The following is a 23406-nucleotide window of genomic DNA, read 5'->3' as shown; positions in this document are numbered from 1 at the left end:
GGCGTCATGGATCCGCGTCACGGCCAGACCATCATCGGGCGGGAGCACCCCGCGGGCCTTCTGCGCGCCGAGCTCGATCGGGCGACCGGCAGCCACGGCGGCCTCGTGCTGGTCACGGGCGAGCCGGGCATCGGCAAGACGACGCTGGTCACGGCGGCGGCACGGGAGGCCCGGCAGCGGGGCGCGCTGGTGCTCGGCGGGGCCTGCTGGGATTCGGACAGCGCGCCCGGCTACTGGCCGTGGGTGCAGGTGCTGCGCGGCCTGCGGCGCTCCGCCGAGGACTGGGCGGTGGCGCGGCAGGCCGGCGAGCGCGCCCTCGGCGTCCTGCTCGGTGAGACGACCCTCGGCAGCCTCCCCGGCGTCGGCGCCTTCCCGGAGACCGCGCCCGCCCGGGACGACGCCGAGCGGGACACGTTCGCCCTCTACGACGCGGTGACCACCGCGCTGGTCACCGTCTCGCAGCGCCGCCCGGTCGTCGTGGTCCTCGACGACCTGCACTGGGCGGACCCCGCCTCGCTGCGGCTGCTCGAGTTCGCGGCCCAGCACACCTGGTTCGAGCGGCTGCTGCTGGTCGGCACCTACCGCGACGCCGAGGTCGAGGCCGGCGACCACCCACTGCGACCGCTGCTCGTGCCGCTGCTGGCCAAGGCGACCACGCTCACCCTCACCGGGCTGTCCCGCGACGAGGTGGGCGCGCTCATCACGCGGACGGCCGGCCGCGAGCCGGAGCCCGCCCTCGTGGACGAGGTGCACCGGCGCACCGGCGGCAACCCGTTCTTCGTCGAGCAGACCGCGCGGCTGTGGCGGGCCGGTGGCGCCGTCGAGGCCATCGCCCCGGGCGTACGGGAGGTGGTGAGCCGCCGCCTCGCGCAGCTGCCCGCGCCGGTGGTCGAGGTGCTCACCGTCGCCGCGGTGCTCGGCCGCGAGTTCCACCGGCAGGTGCTCGCCGCCTGCGTGGCGGCCCCGGTGGCGCAGGTCGACCGGCTGCTCGACCTCGCGTCGGCGGCCCGCCTCGTCCTGGCCTGGGGCGGCGGTCGGTTCTCGTTCGCCCACGACCTGGTCCGGGAGACCCTCTACGACGCGCTCGCCGACGACGACCGGCGCGCCCGGCACGCCGCCGTGGTCCGGGCGGTCGACGGTGTGGCCGACCTGGCCGACCGCCTCGTTCCCGCGGACCTGGCCCGGCACGCGTACCTCGCCGGCGCCGACCTCGACCCGGCCCGGGCCACCGAGCTGCTGCTCGCCGCGGCCCGCGACGCCGCCGGCCGGATCGCCTCCGACGAGTCGGTGGTGCACTTCCGCCGGGCCTTGGAGGTCGTCCGGGACGAGGCGCACCGCGTCCGGATCCTCACCGAGTTCGGCCAGCTGCTCCACCACTGCGGCAGCAGCCAGGAAGGGGCGCAGCGCCTTGACGAGGCCGCCACGCTGGCGCTCTCCCTGGACGACCCGGCGCTGCTGGCGCGGACGGCGCTCAGCGTCCAACGACACTTCCACGCCGCCACCCAACCCGCCGGTCGGTCGGAGGAGATCCTGCGCGAGGCGTACCGGCGGCTCATCGGCGAACCCGGCGACCTGCCGACCGTCACCCTCGTCACCGACCTGATCACGGCGACCGAGACGCTCGCCCGACGGGGTCACGACGACGAGGCGCTCACCTTCAGCCTCTGGGCACGGCACGACACCACGTGGGGCCTGGGCACGGCGGCCGACCGCGCGGCGATCACCGCCGAGATCCGGGAGGTGGCCCGCCGCACGGGCGACCGGGAGACCGAGCTGTGGGCCACCTCGCTGCGCTGGGTAGCGCTGCTCGAGGTCGGTGACCCGGGCTACCTCGCGGAGCTGACCGCCTTCGTGAACAGTGGTGCCGCCAGCGACGTGGCCCGGCACCGGATGGCCGCGGCCGTCGACGGCGGCATCATCGCCGCGTTCCGCGGGGACTTCGCGCAGGCCGACCGGCACTTCGCCGTGCTGGACGACCTCGGCGAGCAGCCGTCCGACTTCGGGTTCATGGTCCACCACATGCGCTGGGCCCGGCTGCTGCTCCAGGGGCGGTTCGACGAGATCGACGCGTTGCTCGACGGGCTCGACGCCGGCGACTACCCGTACCTGCACCTGGCCCGGGGCATCACCGCCGCCGAACGCGGCGACGGACCGGAGGCCGTACGTCGCATGGAGGCCATCGAGACGGCCGGCACGACCTACATCCGCGCGGTGTCGCCGCTCTGGCTGCGGCTACGGGCGCAGGCGGCCGCCGCCACCCGCGATCCCCGCCGGTGCGACGAGGCGCGCGAGGCGCTTGCCCCCTACCGGGGACAGTGGACGGTCGCGCTCTTCGGCTGCGACGTCAGCGGCCCGGTCGACCACTGGCTCGCGGTGCTCGACGCCGCGCAGGGACGCTGGGACGACGCCGTCGCCGGCTTCCAGGCGGCCCGCGACGCCGCCGACCGGATGGACTCGCGTCCCTGGTCGGTGGTGGCCCGCGCCGCGCTCGTCGACGTGCTGGCCCGCCGCGCCGGCCCGGGCGACGCGGCCGTCGCGGAGGAGCTGCGCGTGACCACCGAGCGGGACGCGACAGCCCTCGGCATGCGCCAGGTTCTCGACCGGCTGGCCGCCGTTCCCGCGCGGGCCACGGTCGCCGTGCCGGCCGCGGTTGCCGCGCCGGCCGCGGTCGCCGTGCCGGCCGCGGTCGCCGCGCCGGCCGCCGCGCCGCCGGACACCGCGCCCGCCGAGGTGACCGCCACGACGTACGAGTTCCGTCGCGACGGCCCGGTCTGGCGGCTCGCCTACGCGGGCACCGTCGTCCACCTGCCCGACGCCAAGGGCCTGCACGACCTCGCGCTGCTGATCAGCCGGCCCGGCACCGACGTGCCGGCCGTCGAGCTGCTCGATCCGGCGGCCGGGCCGGAGCTGGTCGCCGCGCGCCGGCTCGGCGGTGACCCGGTGCTGGACGACGAGGCGAAGGCCCGCTACCGGCGGCACCTGTCCCGCCTCGACGAGGAGATCGACCGGGCGGCCGCCCGCGACGACACGGGGAAGGTGGCGGCGCTGGAGGCCGAACGGGCGGCGCTCCTCGACGAGCTGCGCGCCGCCGCCGGGCTCGCCGGGCGCAGCCGCCGCCTGGGTGACGAGGCCGAGCGGGCCCGCAAGACGGTGACCGCCCGCATCCGCGACACCCTGCGCAAGCTCGACGACCGCCACCCGGCGCTCGCCACGCACCTGCGGGACACCGTCTCCACCGGCGGCACCTGCCGCTACCTGCCGCCCGAGCCCGTGCCCTGGCACCTCTGACGCTCCCGCACCGTCCGGCCGCGTGACGCGCCTCGAAACGGCGACGGGCGCCGCCACCGGTGGGTGGCGACGCCCGAGGGCCCGGCCGCGGTCAGCGGCGGTTGTAGCGGTACATGGTGAGCGTGCCGAAGACGACCACGAACCCGGCGCTCCACAGCAGCAGCCACATCGTGTTCGTCGGGTCCGAACTGCCGCCCATCGCCGCGCGGACCGCCGCCACCAGGTGCGTGATCGGGTTGAGCTTCACGAACGCCTGGAGCCAGCCCGGCATGGTCGACGGGTCGACGAACACGTTGCTGAGGAAGGTCAGCGGGAAGAGCACCATCATGCTCACCCCCATCACCGACTTCTCGCTGCGCAGCACCAGGCCGAAGAACGTCCAGACCCAGGAGAACGCGAACGAGAAGACCACCAGCAGGCCGATGCCGGCGGCCACGCCGAGCAGGCCGCCGTCGGGCCGGAAGCCGAGCACCAGGCCGACGCTGAGGATCACCACGGCCGCCAGCACGTACCGCAGCACGTCGCCGAAGATCATGCCGACGAGGGCGGCGGGCCGCCAGACCGGCAGCGTCCGGAAGCGGTCGAAGATGCCCTTCTCGATGTCGGTGTTGAGGCCGACCCCGGTGTACATGGTGATCATCACGACGCTGGTGACCATGATGCCGGGAAGGAAGAACTGCAGGTAGTCACGGGGGCTGTCGGCGAGCGCGCCGCCGAACAGGTACGTGAACATCAGCACCATGATGATCGGGAACGCCGTCACGTCGAAGAGCTGCTCCGGCACGTGCTTGATCTTCAGCAGCGCGCGCCAGCCGAAGGTCAGCGACGCCCCCAGGGCGCTGGGCCTCGGCGGCCGCTCGCCGGGGGCGAGGACGGTCGCCAGCGCCTCGGCGGACGGTACGTAGACGGACGGCGCGCGGCCGGTCGTGGTCGCGGTGTCGCTCATCGGGCTGCCTCCAGCTGCTCGTCCCGCTCGTCGGCCGGGACGGCGGGGTGGTCGGTCAGGGCCAGGAAGACCTCGTCCAGGCTGGGCTGGCCGAGGGAGAAGTCGTCGACGACGATGCCGGCGCGGGACAGGTCGGCCAGCGCGCGGGCGGCCTGCTCGCTGGCCGCCAGGTCGCTGCCCTCCCCGCCGACGCGGGCGGTGAGCGCCAACGGGTCGGCTTCGAGCTGCACGGGCACGCCGAGGGCCGCCTGGAGCACCTTCTCCGCGTCCGGCCGCTGTGCCGCGTCGCGCAGTCGCAGGTGGACGGTGCCGGAGCCGACCGACGACTTCAGCTCGCCCGGGGTGCCCTCGGCGATCACGCGCCCGTGGTCGACCACCGCGATCCGTCCGGCGAGCTGGTCCGCCTCGTCCAGGTACTGCGTGGTCAGCAGCACGGTCGTGCCGTGCGCCACCACCGCCCGGACGATCTCCCACACCTGGTTGCGGCTGCGCGGGTCGAGGCCGGTCGTGGGCTCGTCGAGGAAGAGCAGGTCGGGCGTGTTGAGGATGCTCGCCGCGATGTCGATGCGCCGGCGCATGCCGCCGGAGTACTTCTTCACCTGGCGGGTGCCCGCCTCGGTCAGGCCGAACGCGGTGAGCAGCTGGTCCGCCCGCTCCCGGGCGGCCGCCTTGCGCAGCCCGAGGAGCCGGCCCAGCAGCACCAGGTTCTCGATGCCGGTCAGGTCCTCGTCGATCGAGGCGTACTGGCCGGTGAGGCTGACGCGGGAACGGACCTTGTCGGCCTCGGCCACCACGTCGTGCCCGAAGACCCGTGCCCGGCCGCCGTCGGGGCGCAGCAGCGTCGCCAGCACCCGTACGGCGGTGGTCTTGCCGGCCCCGTTCGGCCCGAGCAGGCCGTAGACGGTGCCGGCCGGCACCTGGAGATCCATCCCGGCCAGCGCCCGGGTTTCCCCGAACGACCGGGTCAGGCCCTCGGCCTCGATGGCCAGGCCGGTCGTGCGCTTACTCATGATCCGTACCTTCCTTCTCGTTCACGAGACGTAGGGGCGCGCGGCGCGGGCGTCGCGCAACGCCAGTCCCCACCAGGCGAGCTGGTCGAGGAGGACCCGGGCGTCCTGGCACAGCTGGTCGGCGTGCCGCGGCGACGGCTCGCCGTCGAGCAGGTCGACGCCGACGACGTCGCGCACGGTCGTGGCGTGCAGCGCGGTGAACACCGTGCGCAGCTGGTCGACCGCGTGCAGGCCGGTCGAGCGGCAGCCGTACGCCACGAAGCCGACCGGCTTGGCCTGCCACTCGTCGTACGCGTAGTCGATCGCCTGTTTCAACGAGGCCGGGAAGCTGTGGTTGTACTCGGGGGTGACCACCGCGTACGCCTCCGCCCGCCCCACCTCGCGCGCGAACGACCGGATCGTCTCGGTCGGCTCCGCGGGGTAGCTGGCGGGGAAGTCGTAGTCGGCGAGGTCGAGCACGGTGACCGCCAGGTCGTCCCGGCGGGTGGCCTGCTCGACGAACCAGCGGGCGACCTTCTCGCCCGCCCGGCCCTCCCGGGTGCTGCCGATGATGACGGCGAGCCGTAGTGGTGTCATGCGTCCCCCTCCCGGCCTCGTTCGGGTCCCTTCACCCCTACGGCGCGAGAAGGCGGCCGGCGCTCCGCTAGACGGGAACTAGCGGAGCGGCGGGCGCGCGGGGCAGCGTGTCGCCGCCGTTCGCCGCGGGGATGTCGGTGGAGTCCGCTCTAATGGCCGGTGACGAGGGGGTGACAGGTGCGCATCGCGCCGTGGAGCGAGGACGATCTCGACCTGCTGCGGCGGCTCAACGCGCCGGAGGTCCGCGCCCACACCGGCGGGCCGGAGACCGACGCGCAGGTGCTGGCCCGGCACGAGCGCTACGTGCGGTTCGGCGACACCGGCCAGGGCTGCATGTTCACGGTGGTGCTGCCCGGCGGGGTGAAGGCCGGCAGCGTCGGCTACTGGGAGCGCAAGTGGCGTGACGAGCAGGTCTACGAGTTGGGCTGGGCGGTGCTGCCCGAGCACCAGGGCCGCGGGCTGGCCACCGAGGCGGTGCGGGCCGTGTTGGCCGTGGCACGCGACCGGCGTACGCACCGCTGGGCGCACGCGTACCCGTCGGTGGACAACCCGGCGTCGAACGCGGTGTGCCGCAAGGCCGGCTTCACCCTGCTCGGCGAGACCGAGTTCGAGTACCCGCCGGGGCACCTGATGCGCTCCAACGACTGGCGCCTCGACCTGTCGGCGCGCCGCCCCGCCCCGCCGCGCCGCGACCGGTCCAGCGGCCAACTTCCGTGATGTAGTGGCCTCCGGGCCGGCCGGAGGCCACTACATCCCTGATCGTGCGCGGGTTCACGGCGTGGCGCCGACTCGCCCTCACCAGGGCAGGACGCCGTACCCGCCTCCGCCGTCCGCGAGGTGGCCCCACAGCGTCCCGGTCGGGCCGTCCGGGGGCAGCGTCGCCAGGTGCACGCTGACCTCGGCGCCCTGGGCGGGGCTGCGGAAGCCGCTGCGGCCGTTCAGGTCCGTGGCGCAGTAACCCGGGTTCGCCGCGTTCACCTTGATCGGGGTGTCCCGCAGCTCCTTGGCGTACATGGCGGTGACCATGTTCAGCGCGGCCTTCGACGAGGGGTACGGGACCGAGGTCAGGCTCCAGATGAAGCTGTCCGGGTCGCTGATCGTGGCGATCGAGCCGACCTCGCTGGACACGTTCACGATCCGGGCCGCGGGCGCCCGGCGCAGCAGCGGCAGGAGCGCGTTCGTGACGGCGACGACCCCGAAGACGTTCGTCTCGAACACCCGGCGCAGCGTGGCCACGGTCGTCTCGCTGGGCAGCGCCCGCTCGCCGTCGCCGAGCACGATGCCGGCGTTGTTGACCAGCACGTCGAGGTGGCCGTACTCCTCCTCGACGAGCTTCGCGGCGGTCGCCACCGACCCGGCGTCGGTCACGTCCAGCGGCACGAAGCGGGCGTCCGCGCCGCCGTCGCGCAGCGCGGCCTCGGCCGCCCGGCCCCGGGCGGCGTCCCGCGCGCCGACCAGGACGGTCATGCCGCGCGCCCCCAGCTGCGCGGCGGTGGCGAAGCCGATTCCCTTGTTGGCCCCGGTCACCAGGGCGATCATGTTCGTCGTCATGCCCTCGACGCTGCCCGGGCACGCGGGGAGACGGGAGAGACCGGGCGAGGCTGGTACCGGCGGTACCACCCTCGCCCGCCACGGTTGGGGCAGGCTGGTGGCATGACGAGCACCGGGCTGCGCCGCGACGAACTGGCGGCCTTCCTCCGCACCCGCCGCGCACGGCTGCGTCCCGCCGAGGTCGGCCTCCCCGAGGGCGTACGCCGACGGACGCCGGGCCTGCGCCGGCAGGAGGTGGCGCAGCTCGCGGGCATGTCGGTCGACTACTACGTACGCCTCGAACAGGGCCGCGGCCCGCACCCGTCCCGGCAGGTGCTCGCCGCGCTGGCCCGGGCGCTGCTGCTCACCCGCGACGAGCGGGAGTACCTGTTCCGCGTGGCGGGGGAGAGCCCGCCGCCGTCGGCGGGGCCGAGCCGCGAGGTCGGCCCCGGCCTGCAACACCTCGTCGACGCCATGACGGAGACCCCGGCGTACCTGGTGGACGCCTGCTACCAGGTGCTCGCGTGGAACCGGATGGCCACCTACTTCATCGGCGACCTGTCGACGGTGCCGCCGGAGGACCGCAACATGATCCGCTGGTCGTTCCGCCGGCCCGCCGAGGACGCCCAGTGGACCGACGAGGAGCTGCTGCGGTTCCTCCGCAGCTCGGTCGCGGACCTGCGCGCCTCCTACGGTCGCTACCCGAACGACCCGGGCCTCCGGCAGCTGGTCACCGAACTCCTCGGCACCTCGCCCCGGTTCGCGCAGCTCTGGGCCGAGCACGACGTGGGCGAACGCCACCCGATCGTCAAGCGGGTCGCGCACCCGGGGCTGGGGCCGCTGGAGTTCGAGTGCCGGGTGCTGCACGTCCCGGAGGGCGACCAGCGCCTCATCGTCTACGTCCCCGAACCCGGTTCGCCCACGCACGCGGCGTTCCGCGGCCTCGCCGAGCGCGTGTCGTCCTGACGGCGGCCCGCCCGCCCCGGTTCAGGCGGCCTCGCGCAGGGCGGCCTCCGCCAGCGGGGCGATCTTCGTGAGCAGCGCGGTGCCGGCCGCCAGGTCGCCGTTGCCCGCCGAGACGTCCACCTCCAGCACGAAGTTGCCGCGGGTCAGGAAGAGCGTGCACTGGTGCCGGACCGACTCGCCCTTCAGCCGCTCACAGAAGGTGATCACGTCCGGCCCGTTGGGCACCGGTGCGGGCGAGGGCTTCACGATGGTCGAGGTGCGTCCGTCGCTCGGCACCTCGTACTGCTTGCACGTCTTCAGCACGGACCGCAGCTCGTCGGCGAGCTTGCGCCCCGGCACCGTGAGGTAGCCGACCACGTACTGCCGGATCCACACCGTCTCGCCGTCCCAGACCCGCTCCCGGTAGGCGGTGCGCTCACGGTCCGAGGGCAGGCTGTCCCGGCAGAGCGAGATCAACTTCCACGCCTCGGTGTTCTCCTCCGTGTACGCCGCCGTCTCCGGGTGGAAGTCCGCGTCCAGCTCCAGCATCGCCTCGGCGACGCGCGTACGCGCCTCCGCGGTGGACGTCGGCGCCGGCCGTGGCGGCGGCGGTGTCGGGGACACCGAGGCCGGAGCGGACCAGACGGGCGCCTCGGCGGCCGCGCCCGAGCCACAGGCCGCGGGCGTGAGGAGCAGCAACGACAGTACGGCCAGCGTGGCACGGCGGGGCGACATCAGCGGGGACTGGTCCTTTCGTACGCGACGACGGGGACCCGCCGCGCGGGTCCCCGTCCAACTGCGTCTCCGCTGGCGAAAGCGTTACGCCGGCACGTAGTCGAAGGTGTCCGGGTGGGCGCCCTGCCGACCGGCCTCGCCCCGGTCCAGCGACGTGATCCGCTCCATGGCGGCGTCGTCCAGCTCGAAGTCGAAGATCTGGAAGTTCTCCTCGATCCGGGACGGGGTCGTCGACTTCGGGAAGATGATGTCGCCGCGCTGCACGTGCCAGCGGAGCACGACCTGGGCGGGCGTCCGGCCGGTCTGCTCCGCGATGTCGGTGACCGTCGGGTCACCCAGCACGTTGCCCTGGGCGATCGGCGACCACGCCTCGGTGAGGATGTTGTGCTTACGGCCGTACTCCCGCACCTCCTCGTTGCCGAAGTACGGGTGCACCTCGATCTGGTTCACCGCCGGCACGATCTCCGCCTCGGCGGCGAGCCGCTCCAGGTGCGGCACCTGGAAGTTCGACACACCGATAGAGCGGGCACGCCCGTCGCGCTGGAACTCCTCCAGCACCTTCCAGGTCGACACGAAGTCGCCGTCGTAGAGCGTCGGCAGCGGCCAGTGGATCAGGAACAGGTCGATGTAGTCCATGCCGAGGGCGGAGAGGGTCGCGTCGAACGCCCGGCGGGCGTCGTCCGGCCGGTGGGCCGCGTTGCTCAGCTTGCTGGTCACGAAGACCTCGCCGCGGTCGATCCCCGAGGCGCGGATCGCCTCGCCGACCTCGGCCTCGTTGCCGTACATCTCCGCGGTGTCGATGTGCCGGTAACCGACCTCCAGCGCCTTCCCGACCGCCCGCGCGGTGTCCTTCGGCGCGATCTGGAAGACCCCGAAGCCGAGCTGGGGGATCGTGTTGCCGTCGTTCAGGCTGATGGTGGGAATCGTGTTCGCCACTGCGGCTCCTTCGCGCGTCGTCGGGCGTCCGGGAGGTGGCGCCTCGACGCGCCGGAGGACCCGGACCTGCCAATTCATTGCCATACCCGGCCAGGCCGCCGCTTCACCCGGTGGCCCGAACGTGATCTCGACCACCGGCCGGTCCGGCGCTCAGCCGGCGGCGTCGAACAGCACCGGCCACGGCCGGCGGGCCGGGTCCGGAGCCGGCCCGGGCCGGGCCGGCTCCGCGTCCGCCAGCACGTCCGCGGCGAGCTGGGCGAACATGGCGGCGGCCGGATGCGCCGAGTGCGCGGGCCAGGCCGCCGAGGTGCGCTTCCCGAGGGCGGCGCCGGCGACGGGCCGCCAGGCGATCCGGGGCTCGCGCCGGGCCGTCGCGGCCGGCTCGACGGCCACCCCGCCGCCGGCCAGCACCAGCCCGAAGAGGAACTCCGGGTTGCGCGCCGGCCGCACCCGCCCCGGGCGGAAGCCGTGCCGCCGGCACACGTCCAGCAGGTGGTCGTGCCAGCCGGGTGCGGTGGCCCGCGGGGCGGTCACCAGGTCCAGACCGTCGAGCGCCGCCAGCTCCACCTCGCGGGCGCGGGCCAGCGGCGAGGTCCGCGGCAGCAGGACACCCAGGGGTACGTCGACCGGGGTGCCGAAGCGCAGGCCGTCCGCCTCGACGGGGTGGTGCACGAGTCCCACGTCGAGCCGGCGCTCGGTGAGCATCCGGACCTGCTCGGCGCTGGTCAGCTCGTGCAGCTCGACGTCGAGCCCGGGCGCCCGGTCGCCGAGTCGGTCGAGCAGCGCCCGCAGCGTCACGGCCGGTGTCTCCGGCGGCACCCCCGCCCGCAGGACGCCCAGCGCACCCGCCCGCACCTGGTGCATGAGGTTGCGCAGCCGCCCCTCACCGGCCAGCAGCTCCTCGGCCTCGCCGAGCAGGAGTTCACCGGCGGTCGTGAGGCGCACCTGCCGGCGGGACCGGTCGAAGAGCTCGACCGCCAACTCCCGTTCCAGCCGCTGGATGGACTGGCTCAGCGGGGGCTGCGCCATGCCGAGCAGCTCGGCCGCCCGCCCGAAGTGCAGCTCGCGGGCGACCACCACGAAGTGCCGCAGGTGCCGGAGCAGGTCCACGGGCCGGACCCTACGCCAGCGCCGGGAGCGGGCGGATACCGTGCCCGGGTGGCAGTGACGAGGGCGATCGACGGCATCTTCGGCCGGGTGGGCGTGACCGCCAACCTGCACGTGGTGGACATCGACGCGGACGGGGCGGACGAAGGCCGGGCGGTCGCCGTGCGGGCCGACGAGCAGGTGGTGATCGCCTCCATATTCAAGATCCTGCTGGTGCTGGAGTTCGCGCGGCAGGTCGTCGAGGGGCAGCTCGACCCCGCCGAGCGGGTCCTGGTGACGGCCGACGACCGCCTTGGCGGCTGGGGGCTGGCGGGCTGCGCCGACGACGCCGAGGTGTCGCTGCGCGACCTCGCGTACTTCGCCATGTCGGTGAGTGACAACACGGCCGCCGACCTGCTGCTGCGCCGGGTCGGCGCGGACGTGCTGCCGATGCTCGCCGCCGAGCTGGGCCTCGCCCGTACGCGGATCGTGGGCGGGCCCCGGCAGCTCGTCGAGATGATGCTCGCCGACGTCGGGGCGCGGACGGAGGCGGACTTCGCCCGGATCTTCCCGACCCTGACCGCCGACCAGGTCCGCGCCATGCGGGTGTTCGACCCGCAGCGGACCACCTCCGGCACGGCCCGGGACATCACCCGGCTGCTCGCCCTGATCTGGCGCGACGAGGCCGGCCCGGCGCAGGCGTGCGCCATGGTCCGCGAGTGGATGTCCCGGCAGCTCTTCTGGACCCGCCTGGCCGCCGGCTTCCCGCCCGGCGTCCGGGTGGCCGGCAAGACGGGCACCCTGCCCGGTCTGCACCTGGAGGCGGGGGTGGCCGAGTACCCCGACGGCGGCCGGTACGCCATCGCCGTCTTCGCCCGCACCGAGCAGCTCGCCACCCGGCGCATCGACGTCGACCTGGCCATGGGCGAGGCGGCCCGGACGGCCGTCGAGGCGCTGCGCGGCGGATGAATTTCCGCGGCCCGGCGTGCCCGTGGCGGCCCGCCTGAGCAGCACCGATATCCGGGAGCATATCGAGGGTTCCGCTGTTCGATCTTGGACGTGGCGCCGCTGGCGCTGGTTGGCTTCGCGGCGACCGATCGTCCAGTACGACAGGGAGCAGATGCGCATGTCCACTCTCGACCGCCGCCGGTTCCTCCGCGACGCCGCCACCACCACGGCAGGGGTGGTCGCCGCCGGCGGCCTCGCCTCCACCGCGCTCGGCACCCCGGCGCAGGCCGTCCCGGCGGCCGGGCCGGCGCGTGCGACCACCCGTCGCGCCGGCCGGGCCAGCTTCCGCTGGTGGGGGACCGCCGGTTGGCGTGTCGACATCGGGAACCGGACGGTCCTCGTCGACCCGTTCCTCAGCCGCATCGACACCGGCCTGTTCCGTGGCGCGTTCGACACGGCCAAGTCGCTGGAGGTCGACACCGGGGTCGTCGACCGGTACGTCGACCGGGCCGAGACGGTGCTGGTGACGCACACCCACTGGGACCACTTCATGGACGTGCCGTACATCGCCGGCCGTACGGGGGCGCGGGTGTTCGGCACGCTGACCGCATACCACCTCGGGCTCGCGTACCGGGTGCCGTCCGGGCAGCTCAGCGCGGTCAAGGGCGGGGAGGTGCTCGACTTCGGCGACTACACCGTCGAGGTGGTCGCCTCGCTGCACAGCCGCAACCCGTCGTACTCCGTGGCGTTCCCCGGTGTGCGGGTGAGCCCGCCGCCGAAGCCGGCCACGATCGCCGACCTGCCCGAGGGCGACACGCTCAACTACGTGCTCCGGGTCGCCGGCGGCCCGTCCGTGTTCTTCATGGGCGCCAGCGACTTCGTGGCGCGCAACCTGACCGGGATCGCGCCGGACGTGGCCATGGTGGCGCTGAACAGCACCACGGTCACGGCCGACTACGTGCCCCGGCTCATGGCGGCGCTGGACTACCCGAAGGTCGTGGTGCCCGTGCACTTCGACAACTTCGAGACCGAGTTGCGCAACCCGCCCACCGTCGCGGACGACGACCGCAAGCGCCTCGACCAGTTGATCGCCGCCGTGCGCGCGTCGTCACCCCGCAGCCGGGTGGTCGTGCCCGAGTACCACACGGCGTACCACTTCTGATCCCGGACGCCCGCCTGATCCCCGCCGGGCTTCCGGTGGGGGTCAGGCGGCCGCCATCTCGGCCAGGGTCCGCACCGACTTCCAGTTCCGCGTGGTGGCCACCACGCCGAGCGCCTTCTCCACGTAGGTGTTGGTGAACTTCGACCGGCCGTAGCCGCCGTCGGGGAAGTGCAGGTAGACCTCCCGTCCGGACACGGTGAACGACATGTTCTCGCCGCGGGGCACGCCGAGCGACGCCACCGCGGACCGGTCCGGCGTGCTGCCCAGGAACACGACGAGCAGCCGGGTGGGGTCGCTCTCCCGGTCGGCGTACGGGTTGCCGGCCGTGACCGCGGCCAGCTCCCGGGCGCTGCGCACCAGCACCGGCACGGTCAGCCCCAACTCGTCGGCGATGGCCCGCTCGATGCCGGCCGCCAGGTGATCGGCGTCGCCCGCGTCGCTGGCGAAGACGACGTTGCCGCTCTGCACGTACGTCCGGACGTCCTCGTGGCCGAGCGCGGCGACCAGCCGGCGCAGGTCGGCCATGGCGATGCGGGTGCTGCCGACGTTGACCCCGCGCAGCAGGGCGACGTAGCGGTCCATGGCGGCCTCCTCGGTCGTCGGCGCCGCCCGGCGGCGGCACGCACAGCGTAGGCGAGCGCCCTCCGCCGTTGCTTGCACGCTATTACGTAACTTCGTAGTATCGACGCATGGCGGACGTGGAGCAGCGGCTGGCGGCGCTGGAGGCACAGGTGGCGGCCCTCGCGGAGCGGCTGGCGGCCGGCCCGCCCGCCGCCGACGAACAGGGAGCCGCCGAGCCGCCCGGCGGCGTGTTCTGGGCGCTCGACGGGCTCAAGCAGCGCCTGCCGGAGGACGGGCCGGGCGCCGTGCTCTACACCGGGGCGGTCCGCCTCGCCGACCAGCACTACGACTGGCAGTACGGGCTCACCGTCGACGCCGTCCTCGACACCGACTGGACGGAGCTGGCCGCCAGCCTGACGGCGCTGGCCCATCCCGTCCGGCTCCGGTTGCTGCGCGAGATCCTCGGCGGCCGCCACGGCACGGCCGAACTGGCGGAGATCGAAGGGCTGGGCACCAGCGGCCAGCTCCACCACCACCTGCGCCAGCTCACCGCCGCCGGATGGCTGCGCAGCGCCGGCCGGGGGCGGTACGTCGTCCCGGGCGAGCGCGTCGTCCCGCTGCTGGCCATCCTCACCGCGGCCCGCCGCTGACCCGCACCGCCACCGCGGCCGCCCGAGACGGAAGGACCATCATGCGCACGCCGACCGCACTCACGATCGTCGTCGGACTCGTCGCCACCGTGGTCGCCTTCGCCGTGGCGCCGGGCGGCCCCCGGCTCGACCCCCGGCACACCGGCGACGCCGAACTGGCCGCCACCGTCCGCGCCGCGGTGGGCGGCGACCGGGGGTACCGCGGCCTCGCGGTCGCCCTGGTCGATGAGGGCCGCGTCCGTACGGCCGGGATCGGCGAGCGCGCCCCGGGCAGGCCCGTCGAGCCCGGCACGCCGTTCGAGATCGGCTCGGTCACCAAGGGGATGACCGGGATGCTGCTGGCCCACCGCGCGGCGGGCGGCGCCGTCCGGCCCGATGCCCCGCTGTCCGACGCGCTGCCGAAGGTCGACGGGCCCACGCGCGAGGTCACCCTCGCCGAGCTGGCCAGTCACCGTTCCGGCCTGCCCCGGCTGGCCCTCGGCCCGATCGACCTGGTCCGCACCGCCTGGACGAACCTCACGGCCGGCAACCCCTACGGCGGGTGGGACGCCGAGTGGGTCGTCGACGCCGCGAGCGACGAACGCCCCGGCGACGGCCGCGGGAGCGTCCACTACTCGAACGTCGGGGTGGCGCTGCTCGGTCAGGCCCTGGCCGCGCAGGCCGGCACCACGTACCCGGAACTGCTCGACCGCGAGCTGCTGCGTCCCCTGGGCATGACGCGGACGGTGGTCGCCACCGAGCCGGCGCTGCTGCCGCCGGGCCGTGCCGTCGGGACGAAGCTCGGCGGCCGGCCCGCCGATCCCTGGGTGGGCGGCGGGTACGCCCCGGCCGGCATCGGCGTCTGGTCGACCGCCGAGGACCTGGCCCGGCTGGTCGCCGGGCTGCTGGCCGGCACCGCCCCCGGTGCCGACGCCGCCACGGCGCGCTTCACGGAGGACGACCGCGACCGGGTGGGCTACGGGTGGTTCACCACCCGCCACGGCGACCGCGAGATCGTCTGGCACAACGGCGGCACCGGTGGCTTCCGGGCGTACGTGGGGTGGGAGCCCGCCGCCGGCCGGGGGGTGGTGGTGCTCGGCAACACCGAGCGCGACGTCGACCCCGTCGGACTGCGCCTGCTCGGCGTCGACGGCGACGCCGTCGAGGACGAGGGAGTCCCGCTCGCCGGCTGGGTCGGCGTGGCCCTGGCCCTCGGCTTCTCGTTCCTCGGCGGCGTGAGCCTGCTGCGGACGGTACGGCGGGTGCCCGACCGGCTCAGCCTCGCGCCCGCCGCCGCCTGGGCGCTGCTCTACCTCGGCCTCGGCCACCGCCTGGGCAACTGGTCGCTGGTGCCCGGCTGGCTCTGGCCGCTCGGTGTCGGGTTGTCGGCCGCCGGGCTGGTCGTGGCCGCGTACCGGTGGCGGGCCCTGCCGACGGTGGACGGCGCGCCACCGCGGAAGCGGCTGGCCTCCCTCGCCGGGTCGGCGCTCGTCGCCGTGCCGCTGCTGGTCGCCGTCCTCGCCTGAGGGGGTCCCTCAGCCCGGCCGGCGCACGCCCGCGTCACGCGCCCGCGCCACCGCCTGCGCCCGGTCGGCGACGCCGAGCTTGAGCAGCACGTTCGACACGTGGTTCTGCACCGTCTTCACGCTGATGCCCAGCCGGGCGGCGATGGCCTGGTTGGACTGGCCGGCGGCCATCCGTGCCAGGACGTCGTACTCCCGCTCGGTGAGCTGCGGGAACGGGTTCGAGGCGCCCGCCTCGGAGATCGCGGCGAGCATCCGGTCGGCCACGGCCGAGTCGAAGATCGCCTGGTCGGCGTGGACCGCGCGGACGGCCCGGATGATCTCGTCCGGTTCGGCGTCCTTGAGGAGGTAGCCGCGGGCGCCACTGCGGATCGCCTGCCGGACCATGGCGTGGTCGGAGTGCATCGTGAGCACGAGCACCCGCGCCCGGGCGCCCCGCCGGCGCAACTCGTCGGTGGCCTCCAGGCCGCCCCCACCCGGCATGTGCAGGTCGATGACGGCGACGTCCGGATCGTGGTCGAGCACCGCGGCCACGACGCCGGGCGCGTCGGCGGCCTCGGCGACCACCGTGACCCCCGGCACGCTGTCGAGCAGGCGGCGCAGGCCCATCCGGAACACGTGGTGGTCGTCGGCGATGACGACACGCAGGTCACTCATCCGGCACCCCGGTCGGGAACACCGCGCGCACCCTCGTTCCTCCGCCCGGCCGCGGCCCCAGCTCGAACTGGCCACCCAGTTCCCGGACCCGCCGCCGCATGGATCCCGTCCCCACTCCGGCCACGTACCGCTCGCCGATCCCGCCACCGTCGTCGTCGACCTGGACGGTGAGTCGCGGCCCGCCGGTGAGGCTCACCGTACAGGTGCGCGCGCCCGCGTGCCGGAGCACGTTCGCCACCGCTTCGAGCACCACGAGGTAGGCCGCCTCGGCGACCGCGGGCGGCAGCGCCGCGTCCGCCACACCGTCGTGTCGATGCGCGATCCGCGGCGCGCCGGGCAGCGCGGCGCACCGGTCGAGGTGGTCGCTCACGGCACCGACGAGCCCGAGGTCGGCCACCGCCGCCGGCTGCAGCGCGTCGATGATCCGCCGCACGGCCGTGGCGGCCGAGCGCACCTGGCGGGAGATGAGGTCCAGGTCGGCGGCGAGCGGCCCGTCGTCACCGGCGCCGCGGCGGACGCCGTCGAGCGCCAGCCCGATGCCGGACAGCAGCGGCCCGAGACCGTCGTGCAGGTCGTGCCGGAGGCGCTGGCGCTCGTCCGCCCGGGCGTGCACCGCCCGTTCCTGGGCCGTCCGCAGCTCGGCGGCGAGGCGTACGGCGTGCAGGGCGGAGCCGATGCTGTGCGCCAGTTCGGCGAGCAGCGCGAGGTCGGCGCGGGAGTACTGCTCGCCCGGCGCGCGGGGACCGACGACAAGGGTTCCCACCAGCTCGTTGCGCCACTCCAGCGGCACCTCGACCGAGGGTTCCCCGACCGGCACGCCGACCCGCGCCACCTCGGTGTGCGCGCCGTCGGAGAGCAGCCGGACCGAGACGTACGGGGCGCGCAGGGCACGCGCCACGGCCGTGGCGGTCGTGGCGGGCAGCTCCGACGGGTCGGCCACGGCGGTGAGCTGGCCGCGCAGCGCCGCCAGGGCCTCCAGGGGCTCGTCGCGGTGGCCGAACAGCCATCGGGTGGCCGCCCTTTGCAGCCGCCTGCGCACCGGCTCGGCGACCGCCGCGACGACCGCCGACGCGATGAGCGCGAGCCCGGGGGCGGGTCCGACCGCGGTTCCCAGCAGCGAGACGATGCCGAGGTAGACCGCGAAGATGAGCGTGGTGAGCGCGGCGAGGACCGCCGTCCGCCGGATGAACGGGTCGATGTCGTAGAGCCGGTAGCGGCGTACGGACAGGACGATGGCACCGACCAGCAGCACCGGGATGAGGAAGTAGCCCGTCTGGGCCACCTGGTAGGGCATCAGCCCGCCGGCCAGTTCGATGCCCAGGACGACGGCGACGGCGTACCAGAGGAACTTCATCTGCTGCCGCTGGGTCGGGTCGGCGCGCCGCCACCGCAGCGCCAGGCTCGCGACGGCCGCCAGGACGGCGGCGCCGACGGTGAGCGCCGACGCGGCGGAGAGGACGGGCGCGAACCCGACCGCGAGCGGGTTGGCCGGCGGCGGATCCCCGGCGACCGGCAGCGGACCGGGGCCCAGCGCGCCGTCGAGTGCCGTCACGGCGGTGGCCGCGGCACCCAGCCAGGGCACCCACCGCAGCCTGGCCGCCGGTGGCCGCCCGTCCGGGAAGACCGCGGGCAGCACGGTGAACAGCGGGACGACGAACAACGCCCACAGCCAGAGCTGGACCCAGGCCGTCACCTGCGACCCGGGCCAGCCGGCGGCGACGCCCGCGGCCGTCCAGCCGGCGGCCAGCACGTCGACCGCGCCGGCGGTGCCGGATCCGAGCAGCAACCAGCCCACCGCCCGCCCGGCGCGGCTGCGCCCCAACCACCAGCCCGACGTGGCCAGCAGCAGGCTGTGGCAGATGTTGCCGGCCAGGGTCCAGTTCATCCCCCGGCCGGCCGACGCCCACAGCAGCGCACCGAGGACGACGGCGCCCGCGGCGGCGGCCACGGTGACGGCGGCGGCCGGCGGGTGCCCCCTCTCGCCCCCGACGCCGCTCGTCACCGTGGCCCCACTCATCGGCGCCCTCCGTTCAGTGCGCGGGCTCGGCGGCCGGCGTGGTGCCTCCGCGGCGGGCCGTGCGGACGGCGTCGGCCACCAGCACGAGACCGAAGACCACGTACACCGCGGACAGCGCCAGCGGCATCACGAAGTCCGCGAGCAGGCCGGCGATCAGCATCACGCCCCACAGGCGGTGTCCGGCGAGACGCAGGAACGCCGCACCGGTCACCAGCACGCCGAGCATCATGCCGTAGAAGAGCAGCTCCAACGACATCACCGACTCGGGAAGGTCGCCGCGGCCCAGGATGCCGCCCCAGACGATGGCGGCGACCGTGATGAGCAGCGCGGCGACGGGGCCGAGCGCCATCAGCGCCGCACCGACCCGGCCGGGCAGCCCGGCCCGTTCCCGCACGCGCGCCCACAGCGCCAGGAACGCCAACGGCAGCAGCCCCCAGTACGACTCGATGGTCAACCGGGCCACCCACTGGGGCCACTCCTCCCCGCCGGTCTCGTGGACGTGCCGGACCAGCAGCACGTGCACGGCCGCCATGGCCGCGCACACGACGATCACCAGGCCGACCGTTCCCAACGGCACCCGTGCCAGGCGATGAACCACCGTACGCATCGTGTCTCCCTCCGAGCGATCTGCGGCAAGGCTGTCGCCCGGGCTTCCCGGGAGGCACGGGAGCAGCCTCCCGGCGGGGCCGGGAAGTTCGGCCGGGCGTGGCCGGAGGTGACCGGTACGCCGACCCGGCCCTCCTCCGTCCGGCGCCTCGACCACCATCTCTTCGTGATGCACCTGTGACCTGACGGTCCTTCGCAACTCATCGTCCGAAGTGGTCTGCTGTGGAGCGAAACCCCAGCTCAGGGGCGGTTTCGGTGCAGCGTCACCGGGGCCGGAAACGTTACATCCAAGTTGTTGGATCAATGGTTGGGTGTTGCAACCCAGCCTCACTCGGCAGGAGGCACAGCCGCGTGCGAATGAGACGACCGAGCCGGTTCGCGGCCGTGGCGGCGGGCGTGACGGCGCTCGCCTTCACGGTCTCGACCCCGGCACAGGCGAACGACCACGAGAACCTTCCCGGCGAGCCGACCATCACGCTGCCCATCAACGACAGCGCGGCGGGTGGGACGTACAACCAGGACTTCACCCGGGTGTACGCCAACACCACCCCCGACGGCACCCCGGTCTACATCTACGTGCCGGTCGGCACGCCACTGGACGGCTCGGTGCCCGCCGGTGTCGCCAGCCTCGACCCGCAGTTCGACCACAACCCGGGCGACGAGTTCACCCCCTGCGCCACCGCCACGGCGGCGCAGTTCACCCTCACCCAGGCGCAGATCGACTACGTCGGCGACAAGCTCGCCAACCAGATCGTGGCCGTGGACGAGGAACACTTCGGCCTGATGGACGCGGCCGACCCGGACGAGCCGGCCAGCGACTCCCTCGTGATGGTCCTCTACAACATCCAGGACGAGGCGTACTACGACTGCGCCGTCACCTCGTACACGGCCGGGTACTTCGCGCCCGACTTCATCGAGAGCAACGGCATGAACGTCATCGTCGTCGACGCCCTCGACTGGGCGAACCGGGTGGGTCCGAACGACGCCCCGTGGCGCGACGACGACCCGGCCAACGACCGCCCCGAGCTGTACGAGGGCACCGTCGCCCACGAGTTGGAGCACCTGCTGCACAACTACAGCGACCCGGGCGAGCTCTCCTGGGTCGACGAGGGTCTCGCGGACTTCGCGATCTTCCTCAACGGCCTCGACGCGGGCGGCTCGCACCTGTCGAACCAGCAGGTCTTCTACGAGGAGACGTCGCTGACCCGCTGGGGCGGCACGCTGGCCAACTACGGTGCGGCGTTCACCTACTTCCAGTACCTGTGGGAGCAGGCCGGCGGCAACGGTGACGGGACCTTCACGCCGGACAAGCAGTACGACGCCGCCGGCGGCGACCTGCTCATCAAGATGATCTTCGAGGAGCAGGCCGACGGCATGGTCGGCGTGCAGAACGCCATCAACCGGTTCAACTCGACGACCGGCGCGAACCTGCGCAGCGCCGAGCAGCTGTTCCGGGACTGGTCGGTGGCCGTCTACCTGGACGACGAGGACTCGCCGGTCTACGACATCAAGGCGTTCAACTTCGGCGACCCGGCCGACACGTCCTGGACCATCGACATCGCCGACGACGTGTACTGGGGCGGTCGCGGCAGCTACCAGGGCGCCACGCCGGAGGCCAAGTGGGCCCGGCTGAAGAACCGGCCCGACACCACCGCCGTGCCGTTCGGCATGTCGGTCGAGCGGTTCCGCAACCCCGGCCCGACCGTCGCCCTCGCCTTCGACGGCGACGACGAGACGGTGATCGCCCCGCACACCGGCACGACCCACTGGTACGCCGGCTACGAGAGCCAGTCGGACAACGTCCTCGACGTCGACACCTCCGGCCGGGTCACCTCGCTGGACTTCTGGAGCTGGAACTTCATCGAGGAGGGCTGGGACTACGGCTTCGTCGAGGCCCTGGTGGGCGGCCAGTGGGTGACCGTCCCGCTGCGCGACGACGCCGGGCAGGTCGTCACCACCGACGACAACCCGCACGGCAACAACGAGGAGGGCAACGGCCTGACCGGCACCTCCGGCGGCGAGTACTTCGTGGACGACCCGGTCTACGTGCACCTCACCGCCGACCTGCCGGCCGGCGCCACCGACGTCCGGTTCCGCTACTCGACCGACGCCGCGTACCTCGACACGGGGTGGTTCGTCGACGACGTGCGGGTCAACGGCGCGGACGCCACGCTGTCCTCGCCGGCCGGCGACTGGTTCACCACCACCGGCGCCCAGGACAACAACTGGACCGTCCAGGTCGTCGCGCACTGCGACCTCACGCCGGGCACCACCTCGGCGGGGGAGACGACCGACGGCGCCGGCAACTGGGTCTACCGGTTCACCGGTGACCAGTTCACGGCCAGCGGTCTGAACACGAAGTGCGCCAACGGCAACCAGGACGACTTCGCCGTCCTGATCTCCAACCTGCCGACCGGCGACCTCACGTTCCTCGACGCGGACTACACGTTCGGCGTCCGGAACACCGGCAACGGCCGGTAGCACGACCCGATCCGGCGGGCCCGCACCGACGAACGGTGCGGGCCCGCCGGCCGTTCGCGGGCCCCTTGTTCGATCATGGCGACTGTTAGAGTCTGCCCAGCTCGAGCGCCTGTGGGGGGAGGGGATCGACGTGGCGGTGGCGTTCCGGGACGCGCTGGCCCAACTGCTCAAGGCGCGCTTCCCGGTGCTCTACATCGAGTCGTTCGAGGAGCAGCGGGTCATCGCCGAGGTGTCCGCCGTGGCCCGCGACGCGACGCTGGTCCGTACGCCCCGGGCCGTCTGGACCTGGTCGGTGACGACCGGGCTGGTGCAGCCCGACGGGACCGCCCGCAAGGGCACCACCGAGCCGGCGGACGCGCTCGACGCCGCCCTGCGGATCGACGAGCCGAGCCTGCTCGTCTTCAAGGACCTGCACCCGGCGCACGGCGGCGCTGACCGGCCCGGCAACGCCGGCGTGGTCCGTCGCCTGCGTGACCTGGCGGCGGCGTTCAAGGCCGGCCCGGTGCCGCGGACCCTGCTGCTGGTCTCCCCGGTACTGCAGATCCCGCCCGAGCTGGAGAAGGACGTCACGATCGTCGACTTCCCGCTGCCCACCGAGGCGGAGATCCGGCAGGTGCTGGACGCCATCATCGCCGCCAACTCCGGCAGCGGCCGGATCCGCATGGCCCTGGACGACCTCGGCCGCGAGCGGTTCGCCAAGGCCGCGCTCGGGCTGACCATGCACGAGGCGGAGAACGCCTTCGCCCGCGCGATGGTCAACGACGGCGTGCTCGACGCGCACGACCTCTCGGTGGTGCACGAGGAGAAACGCCAGACGGTCCGCAAGTCCGGGCTGCTGGAGTTCGTCGACGCCGCCGTCGACCTCGCCGACGTCGGCGGGCTGGAGAACCTCAAACGGTGGCTGGCCAAGCGTGACGGCTCGTGGCTCGCCGAGGCCGCCGCGTACGGGCTGCCCGCACCCCGCGGAGTGCTCATCACCGGCGTGCCCGGCTGCGGCAAGTCGCTGACCGCGAAGGCCGTCTCCGCGGCCTGGGGCCTGCCCCTGCTGCGGCTGGACGTCGGCCGCGTCTTCGCCGGGCTGGTCGGGTCCAGCGAGCAGAACATGCGTACCGCGATCCGGACCGCCGAGGCGACCGCGCCCTGCGTGCTCTGGGTCGACGAGATCGAGAAGGGGTTCGCCGACCGCAGCGGCGACTCCGGCACCTCCGCCCGGGTCTTCGGCTCGTTCCTGACCTGGATGCAGGAGAAGACCCGCCCGGTGTTCGTCATCGCGACCGCCAACGACTTCGAGAGGCTTCCCCCCGAACTGCTGCGCAAGGGGCGCTTCGACGAGATCTTCTTCGTCGACCTGCCGACCCGCGTCGAGCGCGCCTCCATCTGGCGGGTCCACCTCACCCGTCGGCTGCGCAACCCGGCCGTCGCCGGTGACCTGGCCGTCGACGACGCGCTCCTCACCGAGCTCGCCGCGTTCAGCGAGGGCTACTCGGGGGCGGAGATCGAGCAGGCGGTCGTCGCCGCGCTCTTCGACGCGTACGCCGAACGGCGTCCCCTGCGCCGCGACGACCTGGTCCGCGCGCTGGCCGCCATGGTGCCGCTCAGCGTCACGCAGGCCGAGCGGATCGACGGCATCCGGTCCTGGGCAGACACCCGCGCCGTCGCCGCGACCGCCGCCGAGGACTGGGACCTGGGTGGACGCCCCGGCGCCGGTGACGGCCGGCCGGGTGCCCCGCCGCAGCGGGGACACGGCGGACGGGCGGTCGAGTTCTAGTG

At 74.0% G+C, this 23406-nt stretch carries 20 protein-coding genes; 9 read left to right on the top strand and 11 right to left on the bottom strand.

Annotation, left to right across the window (positions count from 1 at the left end):
* Nucleotides 1–6 precede the first annotated feature (6 nt).
* The gene (locus tag D7I43_RS19695; protein ID WP_120330118.1) at nucleotides 7–3288 is read left to right on the top strand and encodes an ATP-binding protein; all 3282 of its coding nucleotides are present in this window, start codon (nucleotides 7–9) and stop codon (nucleotides 3286–3288) included.
* A 91-nt stretch (nucleotides 3289–3379) separates the two neighbouring features.
* Here D7I43_RS19695 and D7I43_RS19690 read toward each other — a convergent pair whose 3' ends face one another.
* The 3 genes from D7I43_RS19690 to D7I43_RS19680 are packed head-to-tail and all read right to left on the bottom strand — an operon-like array spanning nucleotide 3380 to nucleotide 5820.
* Nucleotides 3380–4234, bottom strand: coding sequence for an ABC transporter permease (locus D7I43_RS19690; protein ID WP_120330009.1), 855 nt, complete (start codon nucleotides 4232–4234; stop codon nucleotides 3380–3382).
* Nucleotides 4231–5244: an ATP-binding cassette domain-containing protein gene (locus tag D7I43_RS19685; protein WP_120330008.1), complete on the bottom strand. Its 1014-nt coding sequence runs from the start codon at nucleotides 5242–5244 to the stop codon at nucleotides 4231–4233. The genes D7I43_RS19690 and D7I43_RS19685 overlap by 4 nt, the downstream gene beginning before the upstream one ends.
* A 21-nt stretch (nucleotides 5245–5265) precedes the next feature.
* Nucleotides 5266–5820, bottom strand: a complete 555-nt coding sequence (locus tag D7I43_RS19680; protein WP_120330007.1) for an NADPH-dependent FMN reductase — start codon at nucleotides 5818–5820, stop codon at nucleotides 5266–5268.
* Between the two features lie 177 nt (nucleotides 5821–5997).
* On the opposite strand from D7I43_RS19680, the gene D7I43_RS19675 reads away from it, so the two are divergent.
* Complete coding sequence (locus D7I43_RS19675) at nucleotides 5998–6537, top strand: GNAT family N-acetyltransferase (RefSeq protein WP_120330006.1); 540 nt, start codon at nucleotides 5998–6000, stop codon at nucleotides 6535–6537.
* A 78-nt stretch (nucleotides 6538–6615) separates the two neighbouring features.
* Here the strand turns inward: D7I43_RS19675 and D7I43_RS19670 are convergent, their stop codons facing one another.
* Nucleotides 6616–7371, bottom strand: a complete 756-nt coding sequence (locus D7I43_RS19670) for an SDR family oxidoreductase (protein WP_120330005.1) — start codon at nucleotides 7369–7371, stop codon at nucleotides 6616–6618.
* Between the two features lie 102 nt (nucleotides 7372–7473).
* Between D7I43_RS19670 and D7I43_RS19665 the strand changes: the two genes are divergently transcribed.
* Nucleotides 7474–8316: a helix-turn-helix transcriptional regulator gene (locus D7I43_RS19665; RefSeq protein WP_120330004.1), complete on the top strand. Its 843-nt coding sequence runs from the start codon at nucleotides 7474–7476 to the stop codon at nucleotides 8314–8316.
* 21 nt (nucleotides 8317–8337) lie between these two features.
* Here D7I43_RS19665 and D7I43_RS19660 read toward each other — a convergent pair whose 3' ends face one another.
* The 3 genes from D7I43_RS19660 to D7I43_RS19650 all read right to left on the bottom strand — a co-directional run bounded on the left by D7I43_RS19660 (nucleotide 8338) and on the right by D7I43_RS19650 (nucleotide 11076).
* Nucleotides 8338–9030, bottom strand: coding sequence for a hypothetical protein (locus D7I43_RS19660; RefSeq protein WP_120330003.1), 693 nt, complete (start codon nucleotides 9028–9030; stop codon nucleotides 8338–8340).
* An 84-nt stretch (nucleotides 9031–9114) separates the two neighbouring features.
* Complete coding sequence (locus D7I43_RS19655; RefSeq protein WP_240033049.1) at nucleotides 9115–9966, bottom strand: aldo/keto reductase; 852 nt, start codon at nucleotides 9964–9966, stop codon at nucleotides 9115–9117.
* 150 nt (nucleotides 9967–10116) lie between these two features.
* Complete coding sequence (locus tag D7I43_RS19650; protein WP_120330002.1) at nucleotides 10117–11076, bottom strand: LysR family transcriptional regulator; 960 nt, start codon at nucleotides 11074–11076, stop codon at nucleotides 10117–10119.
* A gap of 48 nt (nucleotides 11077–11124) precedes the next feature.
* Here D7I43_RS19650 and D7I43_RS19645 point away from each other — a divergent pair, with 48 nt between their 5' ends.
* Together D7I43_RS19645 and D7I43_RS19640 are read left to right on the top strand one after the other, a co-directional pair.
* The gene (locus tag D7I43_RS19645) at nucleotides 11125–12021 is read left to right on the top strand and encodes a serine hydrolase (RefSeq protein ID WP_120330001.1); all 897 of its coding nucleotides are present in this window, start codon (nucleotides 11125–11127) and stop codon (nucleotides 12019–12021) included.
* 157 nt (nucleotides 12022–12178) lie between these two features.
* A complete protein-coding gene (locus D7I43_RS19640) occupies nucleotides 12179–13162 on the top strand; it encodes an MBL fold metallo-hydrolase (protein ID WP_120330000.1) in 984 nt (327 codons plus the stop codon).
* 42 nt (nucleotides 13163–13204) lie between these two features.
* Here D7I43_RS19640 and D7I43_RS19635 read toward each other — a convergent pair whose 3' ends face one another.
* Nucleotides 13205–13744 (bottom strand): DUF1697 domain-containing protein, encoded by a 540-nt coding sequence (locus D7I43_RS19635; RefSeq protein WP_120329999.1) that lies wholly within the window; start codon nucleotides 13742–13744, stop codon nucleotides 13205–13207.
* 107 nt (nucleotides 13745–13851) lie between these two features.
* Here D7I43_RS19635 and D7I43_RS19630 point away from each other — a divergent pair, with 107 nt between their 5' ends.
* The gene (locus D7I43_RS19630; protein WP_120329998.1) at nucleotides 13852–14373 is read left to right on the top strand and encodes an ArsR/SmtB family transcription factor; all 522 of its coding nucleotides are present in this window, start codon (nucleotides 13852–13854) and stop codon (nucleotides 14371–14373) included.
* Nucleotides 14374–14414: 41 nt separating this feature from the next.
* Entirely contained in the window at nucleotides 14415–15878 is a 1464-nt protein-coding gene (locus tag D7I43_RS19625) for a serine hydrolase domain-containing protein (RefSeq protein ID WP_158610117.1), read from the top strand.
* A 9-nt stretch (nucleotides 15879–15887) separates the two neighbouring features.
* Here D7I43_RS19625 and D7I43_RS19620 read toward each other — a convergent pair whose 3' ends face one another.
* The 3 genes from D7I43_RS19620 to D7I43_RS19610 are packed head-to-tail and all read right to left on the bottom strand — an operon-like array spanning nucleotide 15888 to nucleotide 19156.
* Nucleotides 15888–16532 (bottom strand): response regulator transcription factor, encoded by a 645-nt coding sequence (locus D7I43_RS19620; RefSeq protein ID WP_120329996.1) that lies wholly within the window; start codon nucleotides 16530–16532, stop codon nucleotides 15888–15890.
* Complete coding sequence (locus tag D7I43_RS19615) at nucleotides 16525–18549, bottom strand: sensor histidine kinase (RefSeq protein ID WP_120329995.1); 2025 nt, start codon at nucleotides 18547–18549, stop codon at nucleotides 16525–16527. Before D7I43_RS19615 ends, D7I43_RS19620 begins: the two co-directional genes overlap by 8 nt.
* Before the next feature lie 13 nt (nucleotides 18550–18562).
* The gene (locus tag D7I43_RS19610) at nucleotides 18563–19156 is read right to left on the bottom strand and encodes a hypothetical protein (RefSeq protein ID WP_147427264.1); all 594 of its coding nucleotides are present in this window, start codon (nucleotides 19154–19156) and stop codon (nucleotides 18563–18565) included.
* Between the two features lie 356 nt (nucleotides 19157–19512).
* On the opposite strand from D7I43_RS19610, the gene D7I43_RS19605 reads away from it, so the two are divergent.
* Together D7I43_RS19605 and D7I43_RS19600 are read left to right on the top strand one after the other, a co-directional pair.
* Nucleotides 19513–21636, top strand: a complete 2124-nt coding sequence (locus D7I43_RS19605; RefSeq protein ID WP_120329993.1) for a M6 family metallopeptidase — start codon at nucleotides 19513–19515, stop codon at nucleotides 21634–21636.
* Nucleotides 21637–21766: 130 nt separating this feature from the next.
* Nucleotides 21767–23404 (top strand): AAA family ATPase, encoded by a 1638-nt coding sequence (locus D7I43_RS19600; protein WP_120329992.1) that lies wholly within the window; start codon nucleotides 21767–21769, stop codon nucleotides 23402–23404.
* Nucleotides 23405–23406 lie beyond the last annotated feature (2 nt).

This window comes from Micromonospora globbae, assembly GCF_003610785.1.
Lineage (GTDB): Bacteria > Actinomycetota > Actinomycetes > Mycobacteriales > Micromonosporaceae > Micromonospora > Micromonospora globbae.
This window is presented reverse-complemented; position numbering and strand designations above follow the sequence as displayed.